Consider the following 22,507-nt stretch of genomic DNA (forward strand, 5'->3'; position numbering starts at 1 on the left):
CGAATTCAGAACTCGACGCCGGCCTGCGCCTTGATGCCGGAGCGGAACGGGTGCTTGACCAGCGTCATCTCGGTGACGAGATCGGCGATCTCGATCAACTCGTCCTTCGCGTTGCGCCCGGTGAGCACGACATGTGTCATCTCAGGCTTTTGCGTGGTCAGGAACTCGACCACCTCGGCGATGTCGAGATAGTCGTAGCGCAGCGCGATGTTGATCTCGTCGAGCACGACCATGCGCAAATTGGAATCGAGGATCAGCTCCTTGGCCTTGTCCCAGCCGGCGCGCGCGGCGGCGATGTCGCGGGCACGGTCCTGTGTCTCCCAGGTAAAACCTTCGCCCATCGCGTGGAACTGGCAGAGGTCACCGAAATGGCCGGTGAGCAGGCGCCGCTCGCCGGTATCCCAGGCGCCCTTGATGAACTGCACGACTGCGCAGGGGAAGCCGTGGGCGACACAGCGGACAATCATGCCGAAGGCCGAGGAGGACTTGCCCTTGCCCGCGCCGGTATGGACGATAATGAGACCCTTTTCACCGCTCTTGGTCGCCATGATCTTGTCGCGGGCGGCCTTCTTCTTCGCCATTTTCTGGGCGTGGCGGGCGTCGGTTTCCTCAGCTGTTTGGGTATCCGGTTCAGGCGTCATCATACCCGGTCCTTCGGCTTGACAAGAGGCGGCCGGGGGCAAATGGTGACCCGGCGTTGGTTCCTGTCCTATGACAGGCGAAGAGGGAATGCGATAGGGTCCGAATCGGCAAGATTTGGGTCCAAAATGCAGCCGCCCCCGCGACCGTGACCGGAGAGATGCCCGAAGCCACTGATTCCCTAGGGGATCGGGAAGGCGGGGATCGAAGGGCAAAACCCTGCTCCGCAAGCCGGGAGACCTGCCAGCGCGGACGAGTTTTGGACCGGCGGACGGGGTGTTCCGCGACGGGGAAGCGGCCCTTCAGGAGAATGGTCCGCGCGCCTCATCGCCTCCCGCAGTTTATCCTGGAAGAGGCGATGACCGTCACACTTCACGTCTGCATCACCTGCCGCGCCGGCCAGACGCTTGGCGAGGGCGAGACGACGCCCGGCAAGCGCCTGCATGGTGCGATCCTCGAGGCCGGCGTTCCCGACGGCGTCAATGTGGTTCCCGTCGAATGCCTGTCGGCCTGCAGCCAGGGTTGCTCGGTGGCGCTGAGCGCGCCCGGCCGCTGGTCCTATGTTTATGGCCGCTTGTCGGATGTGAATGCGCAGGACGTGGTCGCGGGTGCCGCGGCCTATGCAGCCGCGCCCGACGGCCTCGTGCCGTGGCGCAGCCGCCCGGAAATCTTCCGCAAGCAATCGCTTGCCCGCATTCCCCCCATCGCCGTCGTGCCGGAGGCCGCCGAATGAACTCGCTCGCAAAAGTCCCGGTCACGGTCGTCACCGGTTTTCTCGGCTCCGGCAAGACCACGCTGATCCAGCATTTGCTCAGCAATGCGGGCGGCAAGAAGCTTGCGGTGCTCGTCAACGAGTTCGGCAGCGAGGGTGTCGACGGCGAGATATTGAAGTCCTGCGCCGACGCCAATTGCCCCGAGGAGAACATCGTCGAGCTTGCCAATGGCTGCATCTGCTGCACCGTGGCCGACGATTTCATTCCGACCATGGAGCAGCTCTTGGCGCGGCCGGTGCGGCCCGATCACATCCTGATCGAGACTTCCGGCCTGGCGCTGCCGAAGCCGCTGCTGAAGGCATTCGACTGGCCGGAGATCCGCTCGCGCATCACGGTCGATGGCGTGATTGCGCTGGCCGACGCCGAGGCCGTAGCAGCCGGCCGCTTTGCGCCGGATCCGATTGCCGTCGAAGCGCAGCGTGCGGCGGACGAGAATCTCGATCACGAGACGCCGCTGTCGGAAGTGTTCGAGGACCAGATCGCCTGCGCCGATATCGTGTTGCTCACCAAGGCCGATCTCGCCGGCAGCGCCGGCATTGAAGCCGCCAAGGCGGCGATCACCGCCGAGATGCCGCGCCGCGTGCCGATGCTGCCTGTCACCGACGGCGCGATCGATGCGCGCGTCATCCTCGGTCTCGGCGCTGCCGCCGAGAACGATCTCGCCGCGCGTCCCTCGCATCATGATGGCGAGGAGGAGCACGAGCACGACGATTTCGCCTCCGTCGTGATCGATCTTCCGGAAGTTGCCGACATCGAGACGCTGGTCGCTTCCGTCCAGCGTCTGGCGCGCGAGCAGAACGTGCTGCGCGCGAAGGGCTATATCGCGGTCGCAGGCAAGCCGATGCGCCTGTTGCTGCAGGCGGTCGGCGAGCGCGTGCGCCACCAGTTCGACAAGCCCTGGGGCGCGGGTCTCAGGCAGTCAAAACTCGTCGTGATCGGCGAGCATGGCGACATCGATGAGGCCGCGATCAGGTCAGGACTTGGTATCTGATGCACGTCGTCTTCCGCGAGAGCCGTGGTCTCGAGGAGACCGCGACGCCAAGAGACATCGGCCAGGACCCGGCCGATCTCGTGGTGCTCTCGTACTCGGATTCCGACCTTGCCGCGTTCGCGGCCGGCTGGCGGCGTGGCCGCGACAGCCTGCCGTCGTTGCGGCTTGCCAATCTCGCGGAAATTCGTCATCCGCTGTCGGTCGATACCTATATCGAGCGCACGCTGTCGCAGGCGCGGGGCATCCTGGTGCGCCTGATCGGCGGCGAGTCCTACTGGCCGTATGGTCTCGCGGCGCTCCAGCAGCTTGCGAAGGATCGCAACATCGTGCTGGCGGTGCTGCCGGCCGATGGCCGCGACGACGTCAGGCTCGATACTTACTCGACCTTGCCGGTCTCGACGCTGCGGCGCTTAAAAGTGCTCTGCGACACCGGCGGCCCGGTCGCGGCGCAAGCGGCGATCGCGCAGCTTGCGCTGGCTTCGGGTCTTTATGCGGGTCCGGTCGTCGGCGAGATGACCGTTCCCGAGATGTGCTTTTACGATCCCGCGCGCGGCGTGATCCCGGCGCCGGTCGCCGCGGAGGGAAAGCCGCGCGCGCTGGTGACATTCTATCGATCCTATCTCACTGCTGCCGACACCGGCCCCGTCGATGCCCTGATCGCAGCGTTGCGTGACAAGGGCTTTGACGCGCATGGCGTGTTCGTCACCTCGCTGAAGGCCACGGGCGTTGCCAATTGGCTGCGTGCTTATCTCGCGCAAAATCCGGTGGCTGCGATCGTCAACGCGACGGCGTTTTCCGCGGTTGGCGACGATGGCACCACGCCGTTCGATGCCGCATTGTGCCCGGTGTTCCAGGTTGCGCTCTCCACCGCACGGCGGGAGGACTGGGCGGAATCGCTGCGCGGCCTCTCGCCCGGCGATCTCGCGATGCATGTGGTGCTGCCCGAAGTCGACGGCCGCGTTTTCGCGGGCGTGGTGAGCTTCAAGTCGGCGGCAGAGCGTGATCCAGATCTGCAATTTTCGCATCTTGCGCACCGGCCCGATGAAGAGCGCGTGAAGGCCGTCGCCGCGCGCGTCGCGGCCTGGCGGCGTCTCGCGGAGAAGCCCGTCGGCGAGAAGCGCGTGGCGATCGTGCTCTCGAACTACCCGGGCCGTCCGCACCAGATCGCGCATGCGGTCGGTCTCGATGCGCTTGCTTCGGTCGAAGTCCTGGCATCCGATCTCGCGGAAGCGGGCTTCGATGTCGCGCCGGTCCATGCGCTCGGCGAGACGCTGCTCGAGCAGCAATTGACCTGGAGTGTCGCCGATTATCGCGCCGCGCTTGCGTGCCTCCCGCAAGCCTTGCAGGATGATCTCGGGCGAGCCCGGGGCGCGCCGGAGAATGATCCGAGCTGCCGCGACGGCGCGTTTCATTTCGCGGCCATCGCGTGCGGAAAGTCGATCGTCGCGGTCCAGCCCGAGCGTGGCGAAACCGCCACGCGCAATTCCGACTATCACGATCTCGCCCGCACGCCGCGCCATGCCTATGTCGCGTTCTATCTCTGGCTTCGCGGGCAGGCCATTGATGCCGTCGTGCACATGGGCGCGCATGGCACGCTGGAATGGCTGCCCGGAAAATCGGTGGCGCTGTCGCCCGGCTGCTGGCCCGACGCGCTGATCGGCGACCTGCCGGTCATCTATCCCTTCATCGTCAACGATCCCGGCGAGGCCGCACAGGCCAAGCGGCGCATCGGCGCGGTGACGATCGGCCATCTGCCGCCGCCGCTCGAAAGATCCGCCGTGCCGGAAGGGCTGCGCCGGCTCGAGCGGCTCCTTGACGAATATTCGACCGCCGATGGTCTCGATCCCGCGCGCCGCCGGCGCTTGATCGCGGCAATCCGGGACGAAGCGCGCGCCGCAGGACTGGAGGACGATCTCGGTCTGGATGCATCGGCCGCACCTGCCGAAGCGATCCCGCGGATCGATCGCTTCGTCTGCGACCTCAAGGAAAGCCAGTTCGGCGACGGCCTGCACGTGTTCGGCCGCGGCGCCTGCGGCGATGCGGAGCGGGATGCGCTGCGTGCAGCGCTTGCGGGCCGGCGCGTCGCGCCGGGACCATCAGGCTCGCCCTATCGCGGCCGTCAGGACGTCCTGCCGACCGGGCGCAATCTCTTCGCCGTCGATCCACGTGCGGTGCCGACGCCGTCGGCGCATGCGCAGGGCATCAAACTCGCCGAAGAGCTGCTGCGGCGCCATCTGCAGGATCACGGCGACTGGCCGAAGGGGCTTGTCGTCGACCTCTGGGGCTCGGCGACCATGCGCACCGCGGGCGAGGAGTTTGCCATGGCGCTGCATCTGGCCGGTCTCGCGCCGCGCTGGGATCATGCCTCCGGCCGTGTCACCGGTTACGACATCATCGCGCCGGCCGAGCTCGGCCGTCCCCGCATCGACGTCACGCTGCGGGTATCCGGCCTGTTCCGCGATGTCTTCGCAGGCCTTGCGCAATTGTTCGAAGCCGCTGCCGAGGCGCTCGCGTCGCGCGACGAGGAAGGCGATGAGAATCCGTATCGCCACCGCACCTCCCGCGTGTTCGCGCCGCGTCCCGGACAATACGGCGTCGGCCTGTCGGCGATCCCGGATGCCTTCACATCCGAGACGCACGAGGCGGCCGGCGAGGCCTGGCTGTCGGCGTCCTCATGGGCGCTCTCCGCCGACGGCGAGATCAGGGCCGATCGCGCCGGCATCGAACAGCGGCTCGCGTCGGCCGATGCTTTCGTCCACGTCCAGGACTTGCCGGAAACCGACATCCTGCTCGCCGCCGACTACGCCGCGCATGAAGCGGGGATTGCAGCCGCCGCAGCACAGCTCGGCGGGACCGCGCCATCGCTCTATCATCTCGATGCAACGCGCCCCGACCAGCCGCATGCGCGCACGCTGACCGAGGAGATCTCGCGCGTGGTCCGCGCGCGCGCGGCCAATCCGGCCTGGATCGCGGGCATGATGCGCCACGGTTTTCGCGGCGCCGCCGAGATTACCGCGACGCTCGAGCACATGGCGGCCTTCGCGCATCTGGCGGGTGCCGTGCCGCCGCATCTGTTCGATCTCTACTATGACGCGACACTGGGCAACGAGGACGTCAGCGCGTTCATGGCCCTCGAGAATCCGGTGGCGCTCGCCGCGATGGAGACCTGCTTCATCCGCCTAAACGAGGCCTCGCTCTGGCGGACCCGCCGCAATTCGATTGCGGCGGCGCTGCGGGAGGCCTCATGAGTGCGGCCATGGTCAAGGGCTGGTGCCCCGGTGCGCTGCGGCCGATGCAATCGGGCGACGGACTCGTCGTCCGTGTGCGCCCGTTCGGCGGGCGGCTGGATGCGGCGCAGATCTCCGGACTTGCGCATCTGGCCGAACGCCACGGCAATGGCCTGATCGACGTCACCAGCCGCGCCAATCTCCAGATCAGGGGCGTCAGTGAAAGCAGCCACCGGCTGTTGCTCGACGGGCTCGCGCAACTGGCGCTGCTCGATCCGGACTCCGACACCGAATCCCGGCGCAATATTCTGGTGACACCGTTCTGGCGCGCCGGCGACGAGACCCAGGCGCTTGCCGCCGAGCTCGAAGAGGCGCTCGAGGCGTGCGCGCTCGCGCTTCCGACCAAGTTCGGCTTCGCCGTCGATGACGGCATCTCGCGCGTGCTTGCCGGCGATTCCGCAGATGTGCGGATCGAGCGCGATCGGGCCGGCGGGCTGCTGGTGCGGGCCAACGGCGCCGAGTTCGGCCGGTCTGTTGCGCGCGGCGAGGCCGTGACTGCCGCGCTGGCGCTTGCAAGCTGGTTCGTGATGTCAGGTGGCGCCAAGGGCGGGCGAGGGCGCATGGCAGCGCATCTGGCTGCCGGCGCAATCTTGCCCAGGGCGCTGCGCGGCGAGGCCGAGCCGGCGCCGATCATGGCCGCGGCGCGGCCCGGCCTTTATCCGCAGGGCGCGTTGGTCGGCGTCGCCTTCGGGCAGATGCCGCATGCGACGCTCAACCAGTTCGCCGGTTGCGGACATGCGCTGCGCATGACGCCGTGGCGGATGGTCTTGAGCGAAGGCAAGCGGACCATGCCGACCGCGGCCGGCCTCATCACCGAGGCCTATGACCCGGCGCTGCGCGTCATTGCCTGCAGCGGTGCGCCGCGCTGCCGCGAGGCCCACGCCGACACCCGGGCATTGGCCGCCGCGCTTGCGCCGAACATCGGCGCGGCCGCACGGCTTCATGTCTCCGGCTGCGTCAAGGGCTGCGCGCATTCCGGCGCAGCTGCGATCACACTGGTCGCGACCGGCGCAGGCTTCGATCTGGTGCGCGGCGGGTCGACGCGCGACGAGCCGGTCCTGCGTGGGCTGAACCGCGAGGACATCGTCGGCAATCCTTCCATCCTGATGGGAGGGCATTGATGCCGCACGTTTACGAGACCGATGGCGCGGCGATCTACCGGCAGTCCTTTGCGACCATTCGTGCGGAAGCCGATCTTGCCCGCTTTACACCCGATGAGGAACAGGTCGTCGTGCGGATGATCCATGCCGCCGGCATGGTGGGCCTCGAAGCGCATATCCGCTTCACATCAGGCATGGCGACCGCCGCGCGCGCAGCGCTACAGAAGGGCGCGCCGATCCTGTGCGATGCGCGCATGGTCTCGGAAGGAATTACGCGCGCGAGACTGCCGGCCGACAATGCCGTCATCTGCACGCTCGGTGACGCCGCCGTACCAGTGCTGGCGCAATCCATGCGCAACACCCGCTCGGCCGCGGCGCTGGAGCTGTGGCGGCCGCATCTCGGCGGTGCGATCGTTGCGATCGGCAACGCACCGACGGCGCTGTTCCATCTCCTCAACATGCTGGAGGACCAAAACTGTCCGCGGCCGGCGGCGATCATCGGCTGTCCAGTCGGCTTCGTCGGTGCCGCCGAATCCAAGGCGGCGCTGATGGCCGATCCGCCCGTGCCGGCGCTGACCGTCGAGGGGCGCCTCGGCGGTTCCGCGATCACGGTGGCCGCCGTGAATGCGCTGGCGAGCCGGAGCGAATAGCGATGGGACGCATCATCTGCTGCGGTCTCGGCCCCGGCGATCCCGATCTGATGAGCGTGCGCGCCGATCGCACCGTGCGCGCCGCGCAGCACGTCGCCTATTTCCGCAAGAAGGGCCGACCTGGCCAGGCGCGGCGCATTGTCGAGGGCATGCTCGCTGCCGGCGTCACCGAATATCCCATGGAATATCCGGTTACGACCGAACTCGCCTTCGACAGTGCGGAATACGTCCAGCTGCTGGCCGGCTTCTATGATGAATGGGCCGAGCGGCTGGCGCGGCTGGCGCGCGCGGTCGATGTCGTCGTGCTCTGTGAGGGCGATCCCTACTTCTACGGCTCTTTCATGCATCTGCACACGCGCCTGCAGGGGCGCGTCGAAATCGAGGTGATCGCGGGCATTCCCGGCATGGTTGGCTGCTGGAATGGCGTTGGCCAACCGATCGCGCTCGGCGACGACGTGACGACGGTGCTGATGGGGACGCTTCCCGAAGACGAGCTCGAACGCCGCATGCGCGATTCCGATGCGCTGGTCGTCATGAAGACTGGGCGCAATCTCGCAAAAGTGCGCCGCGCGCTCGAATCCGCTGGCCGCCTGGATGACGCCTGGTTGGTCGAGCGCGGCACCATGCCTGGCGAGCGCGTTGCGCGGCTCGCCGAGATCGATGCTGCCGACTGTCCCTATTTCGCGATCGTGCTCGTGCACGGCAAGGGCCGGCATCTGGACGCGGCCGAATGACGGGCACGCTGACCATAGCGGGCCTCGGCCCCGGCAGTGAGGCGATGGTGACGCCAGAGGTCTCTGCCGCGCTGGCCTCCGCGACGGACATCTTGGGCTATGCACCTTATGTCGCACGCGTGCCGCCGCGGGCCGGGCTGACCCTGCATCCATCCGACAACCGCGAAGAGCTGCAACGCGCGCGCGAGGCGTTGCGCCTGGCCGCCGAAGGCGGTCAGGTCGTTGTCGTCTCCTCGGGCGACCCCGGCGTCTTCGCGATGGCGTCTGCTGTGTTCGAGGCGCTCGAACAGGCGCCGCAATGCCAGGCGCTGCCGATCCGCGTGCTGCCGGGTATCACCGCGATGCTGGCGGCGGCCGCGCGCGCGGGTGCGCCGCTTGGTCACGATTTTTGCGCGATCAACCTCTCCGACAATCTCAAGCCCTGGGCCGTGATCGAGAAGCGCCTGCGGCTCGCCGCGGAAGCCGATTTTGCGATCGCGATGTATAATCCGCGCTCGGCAAGCCGCCCGGAGGGATTTGGCCGCGCTCTCGCGGTGTTGAAAGAGTCCGGCTGCGGCGAGCGCCTCGTGATCTTTGCGCGCGCGATCAGCGCTGCTGACGAGAAGATCGAGACCGTGACGCTGAACGAGGCGCGGCCCGAGATGGCCGACATGCGCACGCTGGTGATCGTCGGCAATTCGCAGACGCGCCGGGTCGGCCGCTGGGTCTATGCACCGAGGCGGGTCGAATGACCGAACCACTGCATCACTTCAGTGACGCTTTCGACCCGCGGACGGTCGGGCAGTTCTGGTCGCGAGATCATGACCACGGGCAGGCCGAGCGTACGGGCAGCGTCGATCTTGGCGCGCGCGCCGTCGCCGCCGGAATTGCGGGCCACGATCCATCCGATGCCGCGCGTGCGCATCATATCGAGCTCACCGTCAAGCGTGAACGGCCCGCGCGACACGATCACGTCCGCGGTGAAGGGCAGGGACGTTTCCGGCGGATCGACGAACCGCAGCGTGTAGGAGTGCTGCGGCTTCGCCGCGAACGGCGCGATGTGCTGGCGGCCGATGGCGAGAAAGACGCGCGCAGGCGTCTCGGGCAACGCGGCGACCGCCGCGTTGACGTCGGCGACCTCGATCCAGTTGTCGCCTTGCGTCCTGTCCCATGGCATGCGTTCGAGCGCGATCAGCGGCGTACCGGCTTCGGCGCACGCCGCGACCGCATTGCGGCTCATCTCGGCAGCGAACGGATGCGTCGCGTCGATCACGTGCGTGATGCCTTCGCGGCGAATGTAATCGGCAAGCCCGCTCACGCCGCCAAAACCGCCGATGCGGGTCGGCAGCGGCTGGCCGGCGGGTGCGCGGGTGCGGCCGCCATAGGAATAGACGGCATCTATGCGCGCGCGCGCGATCTCCGCAGCGAGCAGGCTCGCATCGGCCGTTCCGCCCAGAATGAGGGCGCGCGTCATGGCTAGTTCCTTGGCTGATCCCTGGCTGACCATCATCGGTATCGGCGAAGATGGCCTTGCCGGGCTGTCCGAGGCAAGCCGAAAGGCACTTGCCAAAGCAGAAACCGTCTTTGGCGGTGAGCGCCATCTCGCGCTTGCAGATGTTGGAAGCCGCGGCCATGCGTGGCCTGTGCCGTTCGACGCAGATATCGTGTTGGGTTGCCGCGGCCGGCCGACGGCGGTGCTCGCCTCCGGAGATCCCTTCTGGTGCGGCGCGGGCGCGAGCCTTGCCGAGAAGCTCGATGCGGACGAGTGGATCGCGCATCCGGCACCGTCAACCTTCTCGCTTGCCGCTGCGCGGCTCGGCTGGCGCCTTGAAGCCACCGCTTGTCTCGGGCTCCACGCCGCGCCGTTCGAGCGTCTCGTGCCGCATCTGGCGCGGGATGCACGCATCATCTGCCTGGTGCGCGACGCAGCGGCGGTAGACAAGCTCGCCAAATGGCTGACGCAACGCGGATGGGGCCCCTCACTCTTGTGGACTCTCGAGGCGCTTGGCGGTCCACGCGAATACATCGATCAGCATCGCGCCGATCTTTTTGCTGAGGATATTGCTGAAAATCTGGTTGCAGTGGCGGTGCTGGCGAGGGGAGGCCAAGGCATTCCCCGCAGCTCGGGACTGTCAGACGATCTCTTCGTCCATGACGGTCAGATCACCAAGCGGCCGGTGCGTGCGCTCGCGCTCTCGGCGCTGGCGCCGCGTCCCGGCGAACGGCTGTGGGACGTCGGCGCCGGCTCGGGTTCGATCTCGGTGGAGTGGGCGCTATGCGGTGGAACAGCGATCGCAGTCGAGAGGCGAGAGGATCGCGCCGCGAATATCCGCGGGAATGCGGCTGCGTTCGGGTTGGCGCACCGGATCACCATTGTTGAGGGAAAAGCGCCTGAAGCTCTCGCTGCGCTGGACGCGCCCGACGCCGTCTTCATCGGCGGCGGCCTCGATAGCGCGATGTTTGACGCCATCTGGTCGCGGCTTTCGCCGGGGGCGCGCCTGGTCGCACATTCCGTGACGCTGGAGACGGAAGCGCTGCTCGGCGAATTGCACCAGCGCCATGGCGGCGAACTGATGCGGGTCGAGATCGCGCATGCCGCGCCGCTCGGCCGCTATCGCTCCTGGGAAGCGGCACGCCCTGTGGTGCAGTGGAGTGTGGTCCGATGAAGGTGGCCGGGCTCGGATTCAGAAAGGATGTCACGCTGGCTTCGCTGCGCGAAGCGCTTTTGGCTGCCGGCGGTGCCGAAGGCCTTGCTGCGGTGGCAACTGTCAGCGACAAGGCCGACGCCGACGCGCTGAAGCAACTCGCTTGTGAGTGCGGCGTGCCGATCAGGGCCGTTCCGGCCGAGACACTGGCCGGCATCGACACGCTCACGCAATCGAAGTTCATCGCGGAGAAGTTCGGCACGGGATCTGTTGCAGAAGCCGCGGCGCTTGCCGCGGCTGGCCCCCGGGCCCGGCTGATTGCGACGCGCGCGGTCTCGCAGGACCGCACCGCGACCGCCGCGATCGCGGAAGGAGACGGCCCATGACCGTGCATTTCATCGGCGCCGGGCCGGGTGCTCCTGACCTGCTGACATTGCGGGGCCGCGACCTGATCGCGGCCTGTCCGGTCTGTCTCTATGCCGGCTCGCTGGTGCCCGAAGGCGTCCTGGCGCATTGCCCGCCCGGTGCGCGCATCGTCAACACCGCGCCGCTGTCGCTCGATGAGATCATCGCCGAGATCGCTGCCGCGCATGCGGAGGGCAAGGACGTCGCGCGGCTGCATTCCGGCGATCTCTCGATCTGGTCGGCGATGGGCGAGCAGCTCCGCCGCTTGTGCGCGCTCGGTATTCCCTACACCGTGACGCCCGGCGTTCCCTCGTTCTCGGCTGCCGCGGCGGCGCTGGAGACCGAGCTGACATTGCCCGGCTTGGCCCAGACGGTGGTGCTGACGCGCACGCCCGGCCGCGCCAGCGCGATGCCCGAGGGCGAAAAGCTTGCCGCATTCGCCGCCACCGGCGCGGTGCTTGCGATCCATCTGTCGATCCATCTGCTCGAAAAGGTCGTCGCTGAGCTGACGCCGCATTATGGTGCGGATTGCCCGGTCGCGATCGTCTGGCGCGCGAGCTGGCCGGATCAGCGCATCGTGCGCGCCACGCTGGCGACGCTCGATGCGGCTGTTGGCACTGAGATGGAGCGCACCGCGCTCATTTTGGTCGGCAGGACGCTGGGCTCGGCCGATTTTGATGAGAGCCGTCTCTATGCCGCCGACTACGATCGCCGCTATCGTCCGGTCGGCGTCGAGCCGCGTTTTCCGGAGGCGTCGTGATGCCGGCGGGCCTCGTCATCTCCGCGCCGGCCTCCGGCGTCGGCAAGACCACGCTGACGCTGGCGCTCGCGCGCGCCTGGCGCAATCGCGGATTGAAGGTGCAGTGCTTCAAGAGCGGGCCTGACTATATTGATCCTGCGTTCCACGCTGCCGCGACGGGGCGCGCCTCCGTCAACGTCGATAGCTGGGCGATGGACCGCGGAACGATCGCGCATCTCGTCAGCCGTGGCAGCGATGCCGACATTGTCCTCGCCGAAGGCTCGATGGGTCTGTTCGATGGCGTAGCTGCGCGCGGCGTCTCCGGCACCGGTGCCTCGGCCGACATCGCGGAGATGCTGGGCTGGCCGGTGGTGCTGGTGATCGATCCGTCGGGGCAGGCGCAAACGGCGGCGGCGATCGCTGCCGGCTTGCGCGACTATCGTCCCGGCGTGCGGCTTGCCGGCGTCGTGCTCAATCGCATCGCCAGCCCGCGCCACGAGGACCTCGTGCGACGCGCGCTGAACGATGCCGGCATCGCCGTGTTCGGCGCGCTGCCGCGTCACGCCGAGATTAGTCTGCCGAAGCGGCATCTCGGCCTGGTGCAGGCGGAGGAGCAGGCCGAGATCGGCCAGCTGATCGACGAGGCCGCGCGCTTCGTCGCCGAGCATGTCGATCTCGATGCGGTGCTGCAATCGGCAGCCAGCTGGTCGCCGCAACCTGCGGCGAACGGCCTCAACGTGACGCCGCCCGGCCAGCGCATCGCGCTCGCCCGCGACGCGGCCTTCTCCTTTGTTTATCCGCACATGCTGGAAGCCTGGCGTGCGGCTGGCGCCGAGATCGCGACATTCTCGCCGCTCGCCGACGAGGTGCCCGACGCGAGCGCCGACGTTTGCTGGCTACCGGGTGGCTATCCCGAGCTTCATGCCGGAAAAATCGCGGCCAATGCGCGCTTCCGGAGCGGCCTGCGCGCGTTCGCCGAAACGCGGCCGGTGCATGGCGAGTGCGGAGGCTATATGGTGCTGGGCGCAGGCCTCACCGATGCCGACGGTGTCCGCCATGAGATGACGGGTCTGCTTGGCCTGGAGACCAGCTTTGCCAAGCGCCGCATGCATCTGGGCTATCGTCTCGCCGCCCTCGCGGTGCCGATGCCGGGGCATCGGGCGGGCGCACGCCTGCGCGGTCATGAGTTCCACTATTCGACCATCCTTGCCCAGCCCGATACGCCGCTGGCGATCGTGCATGATGCAACGGGCGCGGTCATCGCCGAGACCGGCTCGCAGCGCGGCCGTGCCACCGGCACATTCTTCCATCTGATCGCGGAGGACCGGTGAGCGGTTTTGTCTCCTTCATCTCCGCCGGCCCCGGCGATCCCGAGCTGCTCACGGTGAAGGGCGCCGCGCGGCTGCGTGAGGCCGACGTCGTGCTCTATGACGACCTTGCGTCCGGTGCGATCCTCGATCTCGCCCGGCCCGGCGCCAACCTCGTCGCGGTGGGAAAGCGGGCGGGGCGTCCCTCGACCAAGCAGCACCACGTCAATCGCCTGTTGGTCGACTATGCCGCAACCGGCGCGCGTGTGGTGCGATTGAAGTCGGGCGATGCCGGCATTTTCGGCCGGCTCGAGGAGGAGATCGAGACGCTGCGCGAGGCCGGCATCGGCTACGAGATCGTTCCCGGCGTCACCTCGGCCTGCGTCGCCGCGGCGCAGGCGGGAATCCCGCTGACCCGACGGCACACCTCGCGCCGGGTGCAGTTCGTCACCGGAGCCGATGTCACCGGCGAGCTGCCGCCAAACCTGAACTGGGCGGCGCTGGCGGACCCTGAAGCGACCACCGTGGTCTATATGGGCCGGCGCACTTTTCCGGCGCTTGCCGCAAAATTGATCGCACACGGCCTCGCGCCAACCACCCCGGCGCTGTTCGCCGAATCGCTCGGGCGACCCGACGAGCGGCTGGTCCGCACCACGATTGCCGAGCTTGCCGAGCAGCTTGCAAGGGGCGGGGCGGCTTCGACGGCCGCCGTCATCCTGTTCGGCGCGCTGGCGGGGGAATATCCGTCATGATGGCCACTGCCGCCGTTCGCCCCTTGACGCCTGCAATGCGAAAGGGGCACACAAGAGGGGCATGGTGCTCGACGCGGCGCAAAGCGCCGGAGCATAATCGGGAATGGGGATGGGCGGACCCAGTTGCGGCGCCCAAAACCCCAGCCGCCCCCGCGACTGTAAGCGGTGAGGGGCTCCGATCAGCCACTGGGCCGCAAGGTCCGGGAAGGCCGGAGATCCCCAGTGAACCGCGAGCCAGGAGACCGGCCGTGCATGTTTTGAGGCCAAGGCCGTCGGGTGTGACGGCAGGAAGGAACTGAGCCATGCATATCGAACCCGGCGTCGTGACGGGCGCCAAGCTCGTGTTGAGTTACGCAACCGGCATCGCCGCAGGCGGCGTTGCCTTGAAGCTCGCGGCCGAGACCGTACGCGAGCAGGGGATTACGTCGTTCGCGGCGCGGACGCTTGCCACCACCGGCCTCGTCTTCACCTTCTTCGAGATTCTGCCGCACTTCCCGGTCGGCGTGTCCGAGGTGCACTTCATCCTCGGCTCGACCCTGTTCCTGCTGTTCGGCGCTGCGCCAGCAGCCTTCGGCCTCGCACTCGGCCTCCTGCTCCAGGGCATCTTCTTCGTGCCGACCGACCTGCCGCAATACGGCATGAACGTCACGACGCTGCTGGTGCCGCTGTTCGGGATCCAGGCGATCGCCACACGGATCGTTTCGCGCAACACTGCCTATGTCGATCTGAAGTATCGTCAGGCGCTGGCGCTCTCGACGACCTATCAGGCCGGCGTGATCGCCTGGGTGGCGTTCTGGGCGCTCTATGGCTCAGGCTTTGCCATGAGCAACCTCGCCAACATCGCGACCTTCGCGGCCTCCTATGCGCTGGTCATCGTGATCGAGCCGCTGGCCGATCTCGCCGTGTTGGCGCTGGCGAAGTCGCTGCGCGGCGTCACCGCGCCCGGCCTCGTCACCCCGCGCCTGCACAACGCGGCTTAAGAGACAAGGGGCGGCCTTCATGGTCGCCCCACACGCCCGATGCTCACGCTCTCCCTGATAGGCATCGGTTGCGGTGATCCCGAGCAGCTCACGCGCGCCGCGATCCGCGCCATCAACACGGCCGATCTCGTCCTGATCCCGCGCAAGGGGAGCGCCAAGTCCGATCTCGCCGATCTCAGGCGGACGATCTGCACTGACGTACTGACCAACGACAAGATGCGCATCGCCGAGTTCGACCTTCCCGTGCGCGACGCGACCGAGGCTGACTACCGCAAGGGCGTGGACGATTGGCACGATGCCGTGGCCGCGACCTGGTCGCAGACCATCGCAAGCCGTCTCGGCGGTGACGGCAAGGTCGCGCTGCTGATCTGGGGCGATCCTTCGCTCTATGACTCCTCGCTGCGTATTGCGCGGCGGCTCAATCCCTTGCCTGATATCGAGGTCGTGCCCGGCATCACCTCGATCCAGGCGCTGTGCGCGGCGCATGCGCTGCCGCTCAACGATATCGGCGAGCCCTTCCTGGTCACGACAGGCCGTCGCTTGCGAGAGGGCGGCTGGCCGCAGGGCGTCGACACAGTGGTCGTGATGCTCGACGGCGGCACCGCGTTTCAATCTCTTGATCCGGCCGGCCTGCACATCTGGTGGGGTGCCTATCTCGGCATGCCCGATCAGATCGTCATGTCCGGCCCGCTCACTGACGTCGGCCCGCGCATCGTGACCGCACGGCAGGAGGCCCGCGAGCGGCATGGCTGGATCATGGACAGCTACATTCTCAAGCGCAGGCCGTAAGCGAGGCAGCATGCTCCCCGAATGGGTCACCCAGAAATGCCCCGAGATTTCCGCGGCTCATCGCGACGCGGCGATCGCGCGTCAGGCGCAACTGACAAAACCGATCGGCGCGCTCGGCCGGCTCGAGCAGCTCGCGATCGAGCTCGCCGGCTTGCAAGCGACTGAGCAGCCGCGTGCCGCGCGCGTGCCCATCATCATCTTCGCCGGCGATCACGGCATCGTCGCGCAGGGTGTGTCGGCCTATCCGCAAGCGGTCACCATTGCGATGATGGCGAATTTTGCCTCCGGAGGCGCGGCGATCTCGGTGCTGGCGCGCGAGCTCGGTTCGCGCCTGGAAGTCGTTGACGCCGGCACGCTGGCCCAGGAGGCGATGCCTGATATCATCACCGACAAGCCGCGCAACGGCACACGCGATTTCAGCGTCGAAGCTGCGCTCACTCCGGCGGAATTGGCCTTCGCGTTCGAAGCCGGCCAGCGCGCGGTTGCGCGTGCCGGGGCAGGCCAGCCCGACCTCCTGATCTTGGGCGAGATGGGCATCGGCAATACCACGACCTCCGCGGCGATCGCCGCGAGCCTGCTCGGCATCAGTGCCGAGGAGATCGCAGGCAGCGGCACCGGTGTCGATGCGGCCGGCCGTGCGCACAAGGCGCGCGTGATCGATGCGGCGATTGCGCGTCATGGCGTTGCGGGCGCGTCGCCCGAAAAGATCCTGTGTGCCGTCGGCGGCCTCGAGATTGCGGCGATCTCGGGCGCCATCATTGCGGCTGCGCAGCGCCGCATCCCTGTGTTGATCGACGGCTTCATCGTGTCGGTCGCGGCGCTGGCAGCCGTGCGGCTCAATCCGTCGTGCCAGCCCTATCTGCTGCCCTCGCATCAGTCGGCGGAGCAGGGGCATCGGCTGGTGTTGCGTGCATTGAACGTGCAGCCCCTGATCAGCCTCGATCTCAGGCTCGGTGAAGGATCGGGGGCGGCCATCGCGCTGCCGCTGGTGCGGTCGGCTTGCGCGCTCCACAATGGCATGGCGACTTTCGCGCAGGCCAATGTGCCGGATCGGCCTAGCTGACCCGCTGATTGACCGAGACGATGCGCCAGCCACTCGCGAGCCGGTCGATCCGGGTCAGCGACAGCGGATCGACCACGAAGCGCAACGCCGCTTCCGGTGTGAGATCGAGCGCGATGCAGAGCGCGGCGCGTATCGTGCCGGAATGCACGACGAGCGTTGCCGAGCCGGCGCCGATCCGCGACAGGCCCAGGCGGACGCGCGCGACCTGATCCGCAAAGCTCTCGCCGCCCGGTGGTCTCAGGTGCGCCGGATCGCTCCAGAATTGCGCGTAAGCTTCGCCGCCGCTCGCTGCGAGCTCGTCATGCCGCCGGCCGGTCCAGTCGCCGAAATCCTGTTCGCTGAATTCGCTTACCAGATCGGGTTCGAGCCCCAGCGCGCGCGCTGTCTCGACGGTGCGTCGGGAAGGGCTCGCATAACTCGCAGCATCCCGCGGCAAGCGTTGCCGCAGCGCTTCCAGTTGGGCGCGGTCGGTCAGATCCGCCGGCGCATCGGCGGCATGGATCGTCCCTTTGACGCCGTCGACGGGTGCATGCCGGATCAGCCAGAGGAAGGTCGCGCCTTCCATACTTATCTCCAGGGAAGTTGGTCGCTGTGGCAATAACGCCGCAACTGGTACATTGACTCTGTCTTGCTGGTAATCCTAGATGCTCATGACGGTTTCCCCGAGAGGGGATGAAAAGGGAATGCGGTGCGGGGACGTTGTCCCCAATGCCGTGGCTGCCCCCGCAACTGTGAGCGGATAATCCTTCGTCAGAAGCCACTGGGTCCTCGGTTCCGGGAAGGCGACGAAGCGGTCGTGACCCGCGAGCCAGGAGACCTGCCGTCAGCCGTGGTCACACGCGAAGATGTCGGTCGGGGAGTACAGACATTCGGCTTCATCGGAGGGCTGACAAGCCGGACGATGAGACCTTGGTTCGCTGTGACGTGCCACTGACGTCATACCGAGGTCTAGACCCGTGTCTTCCATCCGTATCGTACGGCCGCGCAGCATCCTGCTCGCCTCCGCCGCGTTCACATCCTTCGCCGCTCTCGATCTGCCCACCGCGCTGGCGCAGCAGGCCCGCGAACCGCTGCCGCCCGTCGAGGTGTCGCCCGTCCAATCCCGTAAGCCGGCCAACCCGGCCGCCCGGGAAGCCCAGAGCACGCGCCGCGCGGCAGCGCGCCGGCCACCGGTCGCATCCGCGGTGCCGAAGCCTGCGGTGCCGGCCGCAGCCGCGCAGACGCCGCTCAACACCAATGCCGTGGCAGAAAGCGCCTCGCGCCTCGGCCTCACCGTGCGGGAGATACCCGCGACTGTTGAAGTCATCTCCGCCGAAACCATGCGCGAGCAGGGCTATCGCACCGTGTCCGAGGTGGCGCAGGGCGCGGTCGGAGTCACCTCCGGCGACGCGCCGGGGGAGCCGGCGGGTTTCTCGATGCGCGGCTTCACCAACAGCCAGATCAACACGCTCTACAACGGCATCAAGATCGGCCCGCAGAACATGACCTCGCGGATCATGGACACGGCCAATCTGGAGGTTGTGGAATTCCTGAAGGGCCCGGCCTCGCTGATCTCGGGCGAGGGCGCTGCCGGCGGTGCGATCAACTTGGTCAACAAGCAGCCGCACACCGGCGCGATCCGGAACGAAGCGGACTTCTCGTACGACTCCCTGAACTCGTTCCGCACCCATTACGGCTCCGGCGGCAGCACCAACGTTCAAGGCCTCGACTACCGCTTCGACATCAGCCGCTCCTCGCTGAACGGCTTTGTCGACGACACCTATACCAAGACGCTCGATGTCTCCGGCCAGCTCAACTACCGCATCTCCGACAGTCTCAAGGTCTGGGGCGCGATCGAGTACCGTGAGGATCGCGGAAAGGCCTATTGGGGCGCGCCGCTGGTGCCGGTCGCCTTCAGCGGCTCGCATGCGACGACGGGGATTGTCTCGGGCAGCTACTTCAACAGGACCGACCTCGGGGCTGTCACGATCGACGACCGCACCTTCAACACCAACTACAATGTCCTCGACAATCGCAATGTGGGGCAGGAGGCGTGGCTGCGCGGCGGCTTCGAGCTGAAGCTGGCGCCCGACCTGACGCTGAAGAGCCAGGCCTATGGTTACGGTGCGGAGCGGTCGTGGTTCAACAACGAGATCGAGGCGTTCGATTCCACGACGAACAGGGTGTATCGCGAGCGCTTCTATGTCGCGCATAGCCAGCGCCTCGTCGGCAACATCACCGACCTGCTCTGGGACGCGAATATCGCAGGCTTCGACAACCGCCTGGTCACGACGCTGTCGTCGAGCTACCTCGACTTCGTCAGGCCGGGCGCGGCGAACTTCCCGTTCGATGATGTCTCGCTGGTCGATCCCGTCCGCGGCTATTACGGCCTGCTCACGACCAAGCAGCAGACCGCGCGCATCGACAACGAGGCGCTGTCGTTCGAGGACCGGCTGAAGCTGACGCGTACCTTTGCGCTGGTCGGCGGCCTGCGCGTCGAGCATATCGGGCTCGATCGCAATTCGACCGACTCCGCCGGGCTTGTGAACGCGGGCTTCCCGTTCACGAAAGACTGGGCGCCGGTGACGGGACGCATCGGCTACACCTGGGAGGCCGTGCCCGGCCTGACCTTCTTCAGCCAGTACGCGACCGGCGCTGACGTGTCCGCAAACAACATCTTCCTGCTGTTGCCGACCCAGCCGCTGGACCTGACGACGTCGCGCACCTACGAGACCGGCTTCAAGCATCTGTTCTGGGACAACCGGGCGGAGTGGTCGTTCTCGGCCTACGACATCCAGCGCAAGAACGTCTATGCGGCGGCCGGCGGGCAGGCACTCAATATTGCCGGACGACAGGTATCGAAGGGCGTCGAGCTCGCCGCCTCGGTGCGGCCGATCGAGCCCCTTCGGTTGTGGGGCAACATCGCCTATGTCGATGCGCGCTATGCCGACTACAATTTCGCCGGCGGCTCGTTCTCGGGCAACACGCCGCCGAACGTGCCGCGCATCGTCGCGAATGCTGGTGCGTCGTATCGCTTCTTCACGCCGTGGCCGGGGGAGCTCGGCATCGTCGGCCGGCACGTCGGCGATCGCTACAGCACCGATGCCAACACGGTGACGATGAACGCCTACACGGTCGGTGACGTCTACGCCTTCGTCGATATCCCGAAGACCGTGTTCAATGCCGTCGACCAGGCGCGCCTGACCTTCCGCGTGCGCAACTTCACCGACAGGCGCTACGCGATCTGGGGCGATCCGTTCTATCCCGACCAGATCCTCTTGGGCGCGCCACGCACCTACGAGATCTCGGCCGCGTTCAAATGGTAGGGCGTTGACCGCATGATGGGCGCGATCGTCCTCTCGCATCGCTGGCTCGGGATCGCGTTCTGCCTGCTGTTCGCGATGTGGTTCGCGAGCGGAATCGTGATGCACTTCGTTCCGTTTCCGTCGCTGACGGAAGCGGAGCGGGTTGCCGGGCTGGCGCCGGTGGATTGGGGCGAGGTGCGGATCAGCGTTGCCGATGCGGTGGCCGCGAGCGGGATCGCCCATGTCAGGCGCGTGCGCCTGATCCAGCGCGACGACGGACTGGTCTATGTCGTATCGGGCCCCTCGCGCCTGCGCGCGGTTCATGCGACCGACGGGCAGGATGGATCGGTGCGGTCGCCTGAGACAGCGCTCGCCATCGCGCGGGCTCATGCGCGTCAACGCGGGCTCGATGCCGCGCATGCGGCTGTCGTTGCACACGCCGACTACGATCAATGGAGCGTGCCGAACGGCTTTGACCGCCACCGGCCCCTGTTTCGCGTTGCGCTCGGCGATGTCGCCGGGACCGAGGTCTACATCTCCTCGCGCACCGGCGAGGTGGTGCTGGATACGACAAGAGGCGAGCGTGGCTGGAATCTCGTCGGCAGCGTCTTGCACTGGATTTATCCGACAGTGCTGCGGAGCGACTGGGCGCTATGGGACGGCGTGGTCTGGACGCTCTCGCTGGTGGCCCTGTTCGTGGCGGTGCTGGGCGCGGTGCTCGGGATCGTGCGGGTCAAGTTGCAGGGACGCCGGGTCGCGACGCCTTATCGGGGCTGGCACGCCCTGCATCACATCATCGGTCTCGTCGCGACGGCCTTCCTGCTGACCTGGATCTTCAGCGGCTGGCTTTCGATGGATCACGGCCGGCTGTTCTCGCGCGGGCAGCCGACTTCGGCCGAAGCCAGTGTGATCAATGCTTCGCCGGACTGGACGACCGCTCCATCGCCGGACCGGAAACCGCTATCGCCCTCGGCCCGTGAAGTCGAATGGTTTGCCTTTGACGGCAATGTCTATCGACGCGAGCGAACCGGTCTCGACAAGCAGGTCGTGCTCCGGCCGGATGGTGGAGAGTCGCCGGTCCTCAACGCGCAAGCAATCGCGAGCATGATGGCGAGGCTTGCGACGGGCTGCGGTGCGCCGTCCGTTCTTGCCGGTGATGACGACTATCCCGCCCAGTCCAACGTCCCCGGGGCGCCCGTCTACCGCTCACGATGCGGCGATCTCTGGTTCGACATCGACAGCGCCGACGGTAGCGTGCTGCAAAGGCTGGATGCGTCGCGGCGGGCCTATCGCTGGGTCTACGGCGCGCTCCACACGCTTGATTTTCCAATCCTCATGGCGCATCCGCGCCTGCGCGATGTCCTCGTCGTCGGCCTCTGTGCGCTCGGGCTGGTGTTCTCGATCACTGGAATCGTCATCGGCTGGCGGCGGTTGCGTCGATCTTTCGCCAGCTAGGACGCCCGATCAAACAAAGAGTGCGAAAACAACCCCATGCACAGTAGCCGGCGATAATGAAATCAACGGCTTATGCCGGCATACCATGGAGCGCGTTGACACGTCGGGCAAAACAGGTGTATGTTGCTATTATTCCGAAATCGTCACGTTGCCCAAAGCTAGGCCGTCTACCTATAAACCCGGCGGCATCATGTAATTGGTGACTACGTCCACGTTGCTCCTATCGCGACCAAGTTCGCGCAGCAGCGCAGCATGTCGCGAGGGGCCACAACCAGACTCAGTGGAATGGTCTCTGGAAGTCCTTGAGCAGGCCTCGATCACTCGACGAGGTCGCAACGCACGCCAGAGAGACTAACCTGCAAGCCGGCTAAATCCTCTTTGGCCTGCTGCATCGACGGCCTATCCAATGCGTCAGAAACGCCTCGGGGCTCGCATAGACCTCATATTCAGTGTGAAGTGCAGCCTTCATCCCGGGCTTACTTCGGCACGGGTGAGCCGTGATGCTGCGCCACCAGCCATTTGCCGTCCACCTTCACCCAGGCCAGGGTCAGGCGAAAGGGCAACACGGTGCCGTTGGGCAGCGTGAAGTCGGCGAAGCCGGAGCTCAACAACGCGTCGGGACCTGCCGTGATCGCCTGCTGGTCGCCCATTTTCACCTTGATGCCCGGCGGCAGCTTGCTGAAATAGGTGCGCACGCCGTCCGTGCCGGTGAACAGCTGAGCCGTCGAGCCGAACAGCATGGCGTCCTTGGTGTAGATCGCGGCAAACTTCTCCGCATCACCGGAATTATAAACCTGCTCCCACTGCGCGCGCGCCGCCACCGCGTCTTCGTTTGGTCCCGCCTTCGCCGCCGATATGGATAGCAGCACGACCAAGATTGCCAACGAACGATAAATCATTTTTCAATTTCCCCCTTAGAACTCCAATCCGGGTAG

General features: G+C 66.8%; 21 protein-coding genes and 3 riboswitches. Of the genes, 17 read left to right on the forward strand and 4 right to left on the reverse strand.

The genetic code is table 11. From position 1 onward, the window contains the following. Positions 1-5 precede the first annotated feature (5 nt). Positions 6-641, reverse strand: a complete 636-nt coding sequence (gene cobO, locus GGD63_RS10070; protein WP_183241637.1) for a cob(I)yrinic acid a,c-diamide adenosyltransferase — start codon at positions 639-641, stop codon at positions 6-8. Positions 642-681: 40 nt separating this feature from the next. Beyond that, a riboswitch (cobalamin riboswitch) is annotated at positions 682-902 on the forward strand. Between the two features lie 95 nt (positions 903-997). Here cobO and GGD63_RS10075 point away from each other — a divergent pair. The 7 genes from GGD63_RS10075 to cobJ are packed head-to-tail and all read left to right on the forward strand — an operon-like array spanning position 998 to position 8,905. After that, a complete protein-coding gene (locus GGD63_RS10075) occupies positions 998-1,372 on the forward strand; it encodes a DUF1636 domain-containing protein (protein WP_183241324.1) in 375 nt (124 codons plus the stop codon). Beyond that, on the forward strand, positions 1,369-2,403 hold the full coding sequence (gene cobW, locus GGD63_RS10080) for a cobalamin biosynthesis protein CobW (RefSeq protein WP_183241326.1): 1,035 nt from the start codon (positions 1,369-1,371) through the stop codon (positions 2,401-2,403). The genes GGD63_RS10075 and cobW overlap by 4 nt, the downstream gene beginning before the upstream one ends. After that, positions 2,403-5,651 carry a cobaltochelatase subunit CobN gene (gene cobN / locus GGD63_RS10085; protein ID WP_183241328.1) on the forward strand — a complete coding sequence of 1,083 codons (3,249 nt, stop codon included), beginning with the start codon at positions 2,403-2,405 and terminating at the stop codon, positions 5,649-5,651. Before cobW ends, cobN begins: the two co-directional genes overlap by 1 nt. Continuing rightward, on the forward strand, positions 5,648-6,811 hold the full coding sequence (cobG, locus tag GGD63_RS10090; RefSeq protein ID WP_183241330.1) for a precorrin-3B synthase: 1,164 nt from the start codon (positions 5,648-5,650) through the stop codon (positions 6,809-6,811). Before cobN ends, cobG begins: the two co-directional genes overlap by 4 nt. Continuing rightward, the gene (locus tag GGD63_RS10095) at positions 6,811-7,440 is read left to right on the forward strand and encodes a precorrin-8X methylmutase (protein ID WP_183241332.1); all 630 of its coding nucleotides are present in this window, start codon (positions 6,811-6,813) and stop codon (positions 7,438-7,440) included. Before cobG ends, GGD63_RS10095 begins: the two co-directional genes overlap by 1 nt. A 2-nt stretch (positions 7,441-7,442) precedes the next feature. Then, positions 7,443-8,174, forward strand: coding sequence for a precorrin-2 C(20)-methyltransferase (locus GGD63_RS10100; RefSeq protein ID WP_183241334.1), 732 nt, complete (start codon positions 7,443-7,445; stop codon positions 8,172-8,174). After that, on the forward strand, positions 8,171-8,905 hold the full coding sequence (gene cobJ / locus GGD63_RS10105) for a precorrin-3B C(17)-methyltransferase (RefSeq protein WP_183241336.1): 735 nt from the start codon (positions 8,171-8,173) through the stop codon (positions 8,903-8,905). The genes GGD63_RS10100 and cobJ overlap by 4 nt, the downstream gene beginning before the upstream one ends. On the opposite strand, the gene GGD63_RS10110 is transcribed toward cobJ, so the two are convergent. Beyond that, on the reverse strand, positions 8,881-9,627 hold the full coding sequence (locus GGD63_RS10110; protein WP_183241338.1) for a cobalt-precorrin-6A reductase: 747 nt from the start codon (positions 9,625-9,627) through the stop codon (positions 8,881-8,883). The genes cobJ and GGD63_RS10110 overlap by 25 nt on opposite strands. A 10-nt stretch (positions 9,628-9,637) precedes the next feature. On the opposite strand from GGD63_RS10110, the gene cbiT reads away from it, so the two are divergent. The 8 genes from cbiT to cobT all read left to right on the forward strand — a co-directional run bounded on the left by cbiT (position 9,638) and on the right by cobT (position 16,833). Further along, complete coding sequence (gene cbiT, locus GGD63_RS10115) at positions 9,638-10,819, forward strand: precorrin-6Y C5,15-methyltransferase (decarboxylating) subunit CbiT (protein WP_183241639.1); 1,182 nt, start codon at positions 9,638-9,640, stop codon at positions 10,817-10,819. Beyond that, positions 10,816-11,184: a cobalamin biosynthesis protein gene (locus GGD63_RS10120; RefSeq protein ID WP_183241340.1), complete on the forward strand. Its 369-nt coding sequence runs from the start codon at positions 10,816-10,818 to the stop codon at positions 11,182-11,184. Before cbiT ends, GGD63_RS10120 begins: the two co-directional genes overlap by 4 nt. Further along, a complete protein-coding gene (gene cobM, locus GGD63_RS10125; protein WP_183241342.1) occupies positions 11,181-11,963 on the forward strand; it encodes a precorrin-4 C(11)-methyltransferase in 783 nt (260 codons plus the stop codon). The genes GGD63_RS10120 and cobM overlap by 4 nt, the downstream gene beginning before the upstream one ends. Then, a complete protein-coding gene (locus tag GGD63_RS10130; RefSeq protein WP_183241344.1) occupies positions 11,963-13,273 on the forward strand; it encodes a cobyrinate a,c-diamide synthase in 1,311 nt (436 codons plus the stop codon). Before cobM ends, GGD63_RS10130 begins: the two co-directional genes overlap by 1 nt. Continuing rightward, complete coding sequence (gene cobA / locus GGD63_RS10135; protein WP_183241346.1) at positions 13,270-14,001, forward strand: uroporphyrinogen-III C-methyltransferase; 732 nt, start codon at positions 13,270-13,272, stop codon at positions 13,999-14,001. Before GGD63_RS10130 ends, cobA begins: the two co-directional genes overlap by 4 nt. 45 nt (positions 14,002-14,046) lie before the next feature. Continuing rightward, a riboswitch (cobalamin riboswitch) is annotated at positions 14,047-14,267 on the forward strand. Positions 14,268-14,303: 36 nt separating this feature from the next. Further along, positions 14,304-14,981, forward strand: a complete 678-nt coding sequence (locus tag GGD63_RS10140) for an energy-coupling factor ABC transporter permease (protein ID WP_183241348.1) — start codon at positions 14,304-14,306, stop codon at positions 14,979-14,981. A 39-nt stretch (positions 14,982-15,020) separates the two neighbouring features. Next, the gene (gene cobF, locus GGD63_RS10145; protein ID WP_183241350.1) at positions 15,021-15,770 is read left to right on the forward strand and encodes a precorrin-6A synthase (deacetylating); all 750 of its coding nucleotides are present in this window, start codon (positions 15,021-15,023) and stop codon (positions 15,768-15,770) included. Positions 15,771-15,780: 10 nt separating this feature from the next. After that, entirely contained in the window at positions 15,781-16,833 is a 1,053-nt protein-coding gene (gene cobT / locus GGD63_RS10150; RefSeq protein WP_183241352.1) for a nicotinate-nucleotide--dimethylbenzimidazole phosphoribosyltransferase, read from the forward strand. On the opposite strand, the gene GGD63_RS10155 is transcribed toward cobT, so the two are convergent. Further along, positions 16,826-17,398, reverse strand: a complete 573-nt coding sequence (locus GGD63_RS10155) for a histidine phosphatase family protein (protein ID WP_183241354.1) — start codon at positions 17,396-17,398, stop codon at positions 16,826-16,828. The genes cobT and GGD63_RS10155 overlap by 8 nt on opposite strands. Positions 17,399-17,470: 72 nt before the next feature. Continuing rightward, a riboswitch (cobalamin riboswitch) is annotated at positions 17,471-17,673 on the forward strand. A gap of 116 nt (positions 17,674-17,789) precedes the next feature. Here GGD63_RS10155 and GGD63_RS10160 point away from each other — a divergent pair. Both GGD63_RS10160 and GGD63_RS10165 read left to right on the forward strand, forming a co-directional pair. Further along, a complete protein-coding gene (locus GGD63_RS10160; RefSeq protein ID WP_183241356.1) occupies positions 17,790-20,138 on the forward strand; it encodes a TonB-dependent siderophore receptor in 2,349 nt (782 codons plus the stop codon). A gap of 12 nt (positions 20,139-20,150) precedes the next feature. Beyond that, the gene (locus GGD63_RS10165; protein ID WP_183241358.1) at positions 20,151-21,572 is read left to right on the forward strand and encodes a PepSY domain-containing protein; all 1,422 of its coding nucleotides are present in this window, start codon (positions 20,151-20,153) and stop codon (positions 21,570-21,572) included. 476 nt (positions 21,573-22,048) lie between these two features. On the opposite strand, the gene GGD63_RS10170 is transcribed toward GGD63_RS10165, so the two are convergent. Then, on the reverse strand, positions 22,049-22,471 hold the full coding sequence (locus GGD63_RS10170) for an SgcJ/EcaC family oxidoreductase (protein ID WP_183241360.1): 423 nt from the start codon (positions 22,469-22,471) through the stop codon (positions 22,049-22,051). Between the last annotated feature and the right edge of the window lie 36 nt (positions 22,472-22,507).

The sequence above is a fragment of the Bradyrhizobium sp. cir1 genome (assembly GCF_014198245.1).
Taxonomy (GTDB): Bacteria; Pseudomonadota; Alphaproteobacteria; order Rhizobiales; family Xanthobacteraceae; genus Bradyrhizobium.

Bases quoted from the DNA above. Each gene is read 5' to 3' on its own strand.
- cobO (WP_183241637.1), bottom strand. From the start codon at position 641: ATGACGCCTGAACCGGATACCCAAACAGCTGAGGAAACCGACGCCCGC.
- GGD63_RS10075 (WP_183241324.1), top strand. From the start codon at position 998: ATGACCGTCACACTTCACGTCTGCATCACCTGCCGCGCCGGCCAGACG.
- cobW (WP_183241326.1), top strand. From the start codon at position 1,369: ATGAACTCGCTCGCAAAAGTCCCGGTCACGGTCGTCACCGGTTTTCTC.
- cobN (WP_183241328.1), top strand. From the start codon at position 2,403: ATGCACGTCGTCTTCCGCGAGAGCCGTGGTCTCGAGGAGACCGCGACG.
- cobG (WP_183241330.1), top strand. From the start codon at position 5,648: ATGAGTGCGGCCATGGTCAAGGGCTGGTGCCCCGGTGCGCTGCGGCCG.
- GGD63_RS10095 (WP_183241332.1), top strand. From the start codon at position 6,811: ATGCCGCACGTTTACGAGACCGATGGCGCGGCGATCTACCGGCAGTCC.
- GGD63_RS10100 (WP_183241334.1), top strand. From the start codon at position 7,443: ATGGGACGCATCATCTGCTGCGGTCTCGGCCCCGGCGATCCCGATCTG.
- cobJ (WP_183241336.1), top strand. From the start codon at position 8,171: ATGACGGGCACGCTGACCATAGCGGGCCTCGGCCCCGGCAGTGAGGCG.
- GGD63_RS10110 (WP_183241338.1), bottom strand. From the start codon at position 9,627: ATGACGCGCGCCCTCATTCTGGGCGGAACGGCCGATGCGAGCCTGCTC.
- GGD63_RS10120 (WP_183241340.1), top strand. From the start codon at position 10,816: ATGAAGGTGGCCGGGCTCGGATTCAGAAAGGATGTCACGCTGGCTTCG.
- cobM (WP_183241342.1), top strand. From the start codon at position 11,181: ATGACCGTGCATTTCATCGGCGCCGGGCCGGGTGCTCCTGACCTGCTG.
- GGD63_RS10130 (WP_183241344.1), top strand. From the start codon at position 11,963: ATGCCGGCGGGCCTCGTCATCTCCGCGCCGGCCTCCGGCGTCGGCAAG.
- GGD63_RS10140 (WP_183241348.1), top strand. From the start codon at position 14,304: ATGCATATCGAACCCGGCGTCGTGACGGGCGCCAAGCTCGTGTTGAGT.
- cobF (WP_183241350.1), top strand. From the start codon at position 15,021: ATGCTCACGCTCTCCCTGATAGGCATCGGTTGCGGTGATCCCGAGCAG.
- cobT (WP_183241352.1), top strand. From the start codon at position 15,781: ATGCTCCCCGAATGGGTCACCCAGAAATGCCCCGAGATTTCCGCGGCT.
- GGD63_RS10155 (WP_183241354.1), bottom strand. From the start codon at position 17,398: ATGGAAGGCGCGACCTTCCTCTGGCTGATCCGGCATGCACCCGTCGAC.
- GGD63_RS10165 (WP_183241358.1), top strand. From the start codon at position 20,151: ATGATGGGCGCGATCGTCCTCTCGCATCGCTGGCTCGGGATCGCGTTC.
- GGD63_RS10170 (WP_183241360.1), bottom strand. From the start codon at position 22,471: ATGATTTATCGTTCGTTGGCAATCTTGGTCGTGCTGCTATCCATATCG.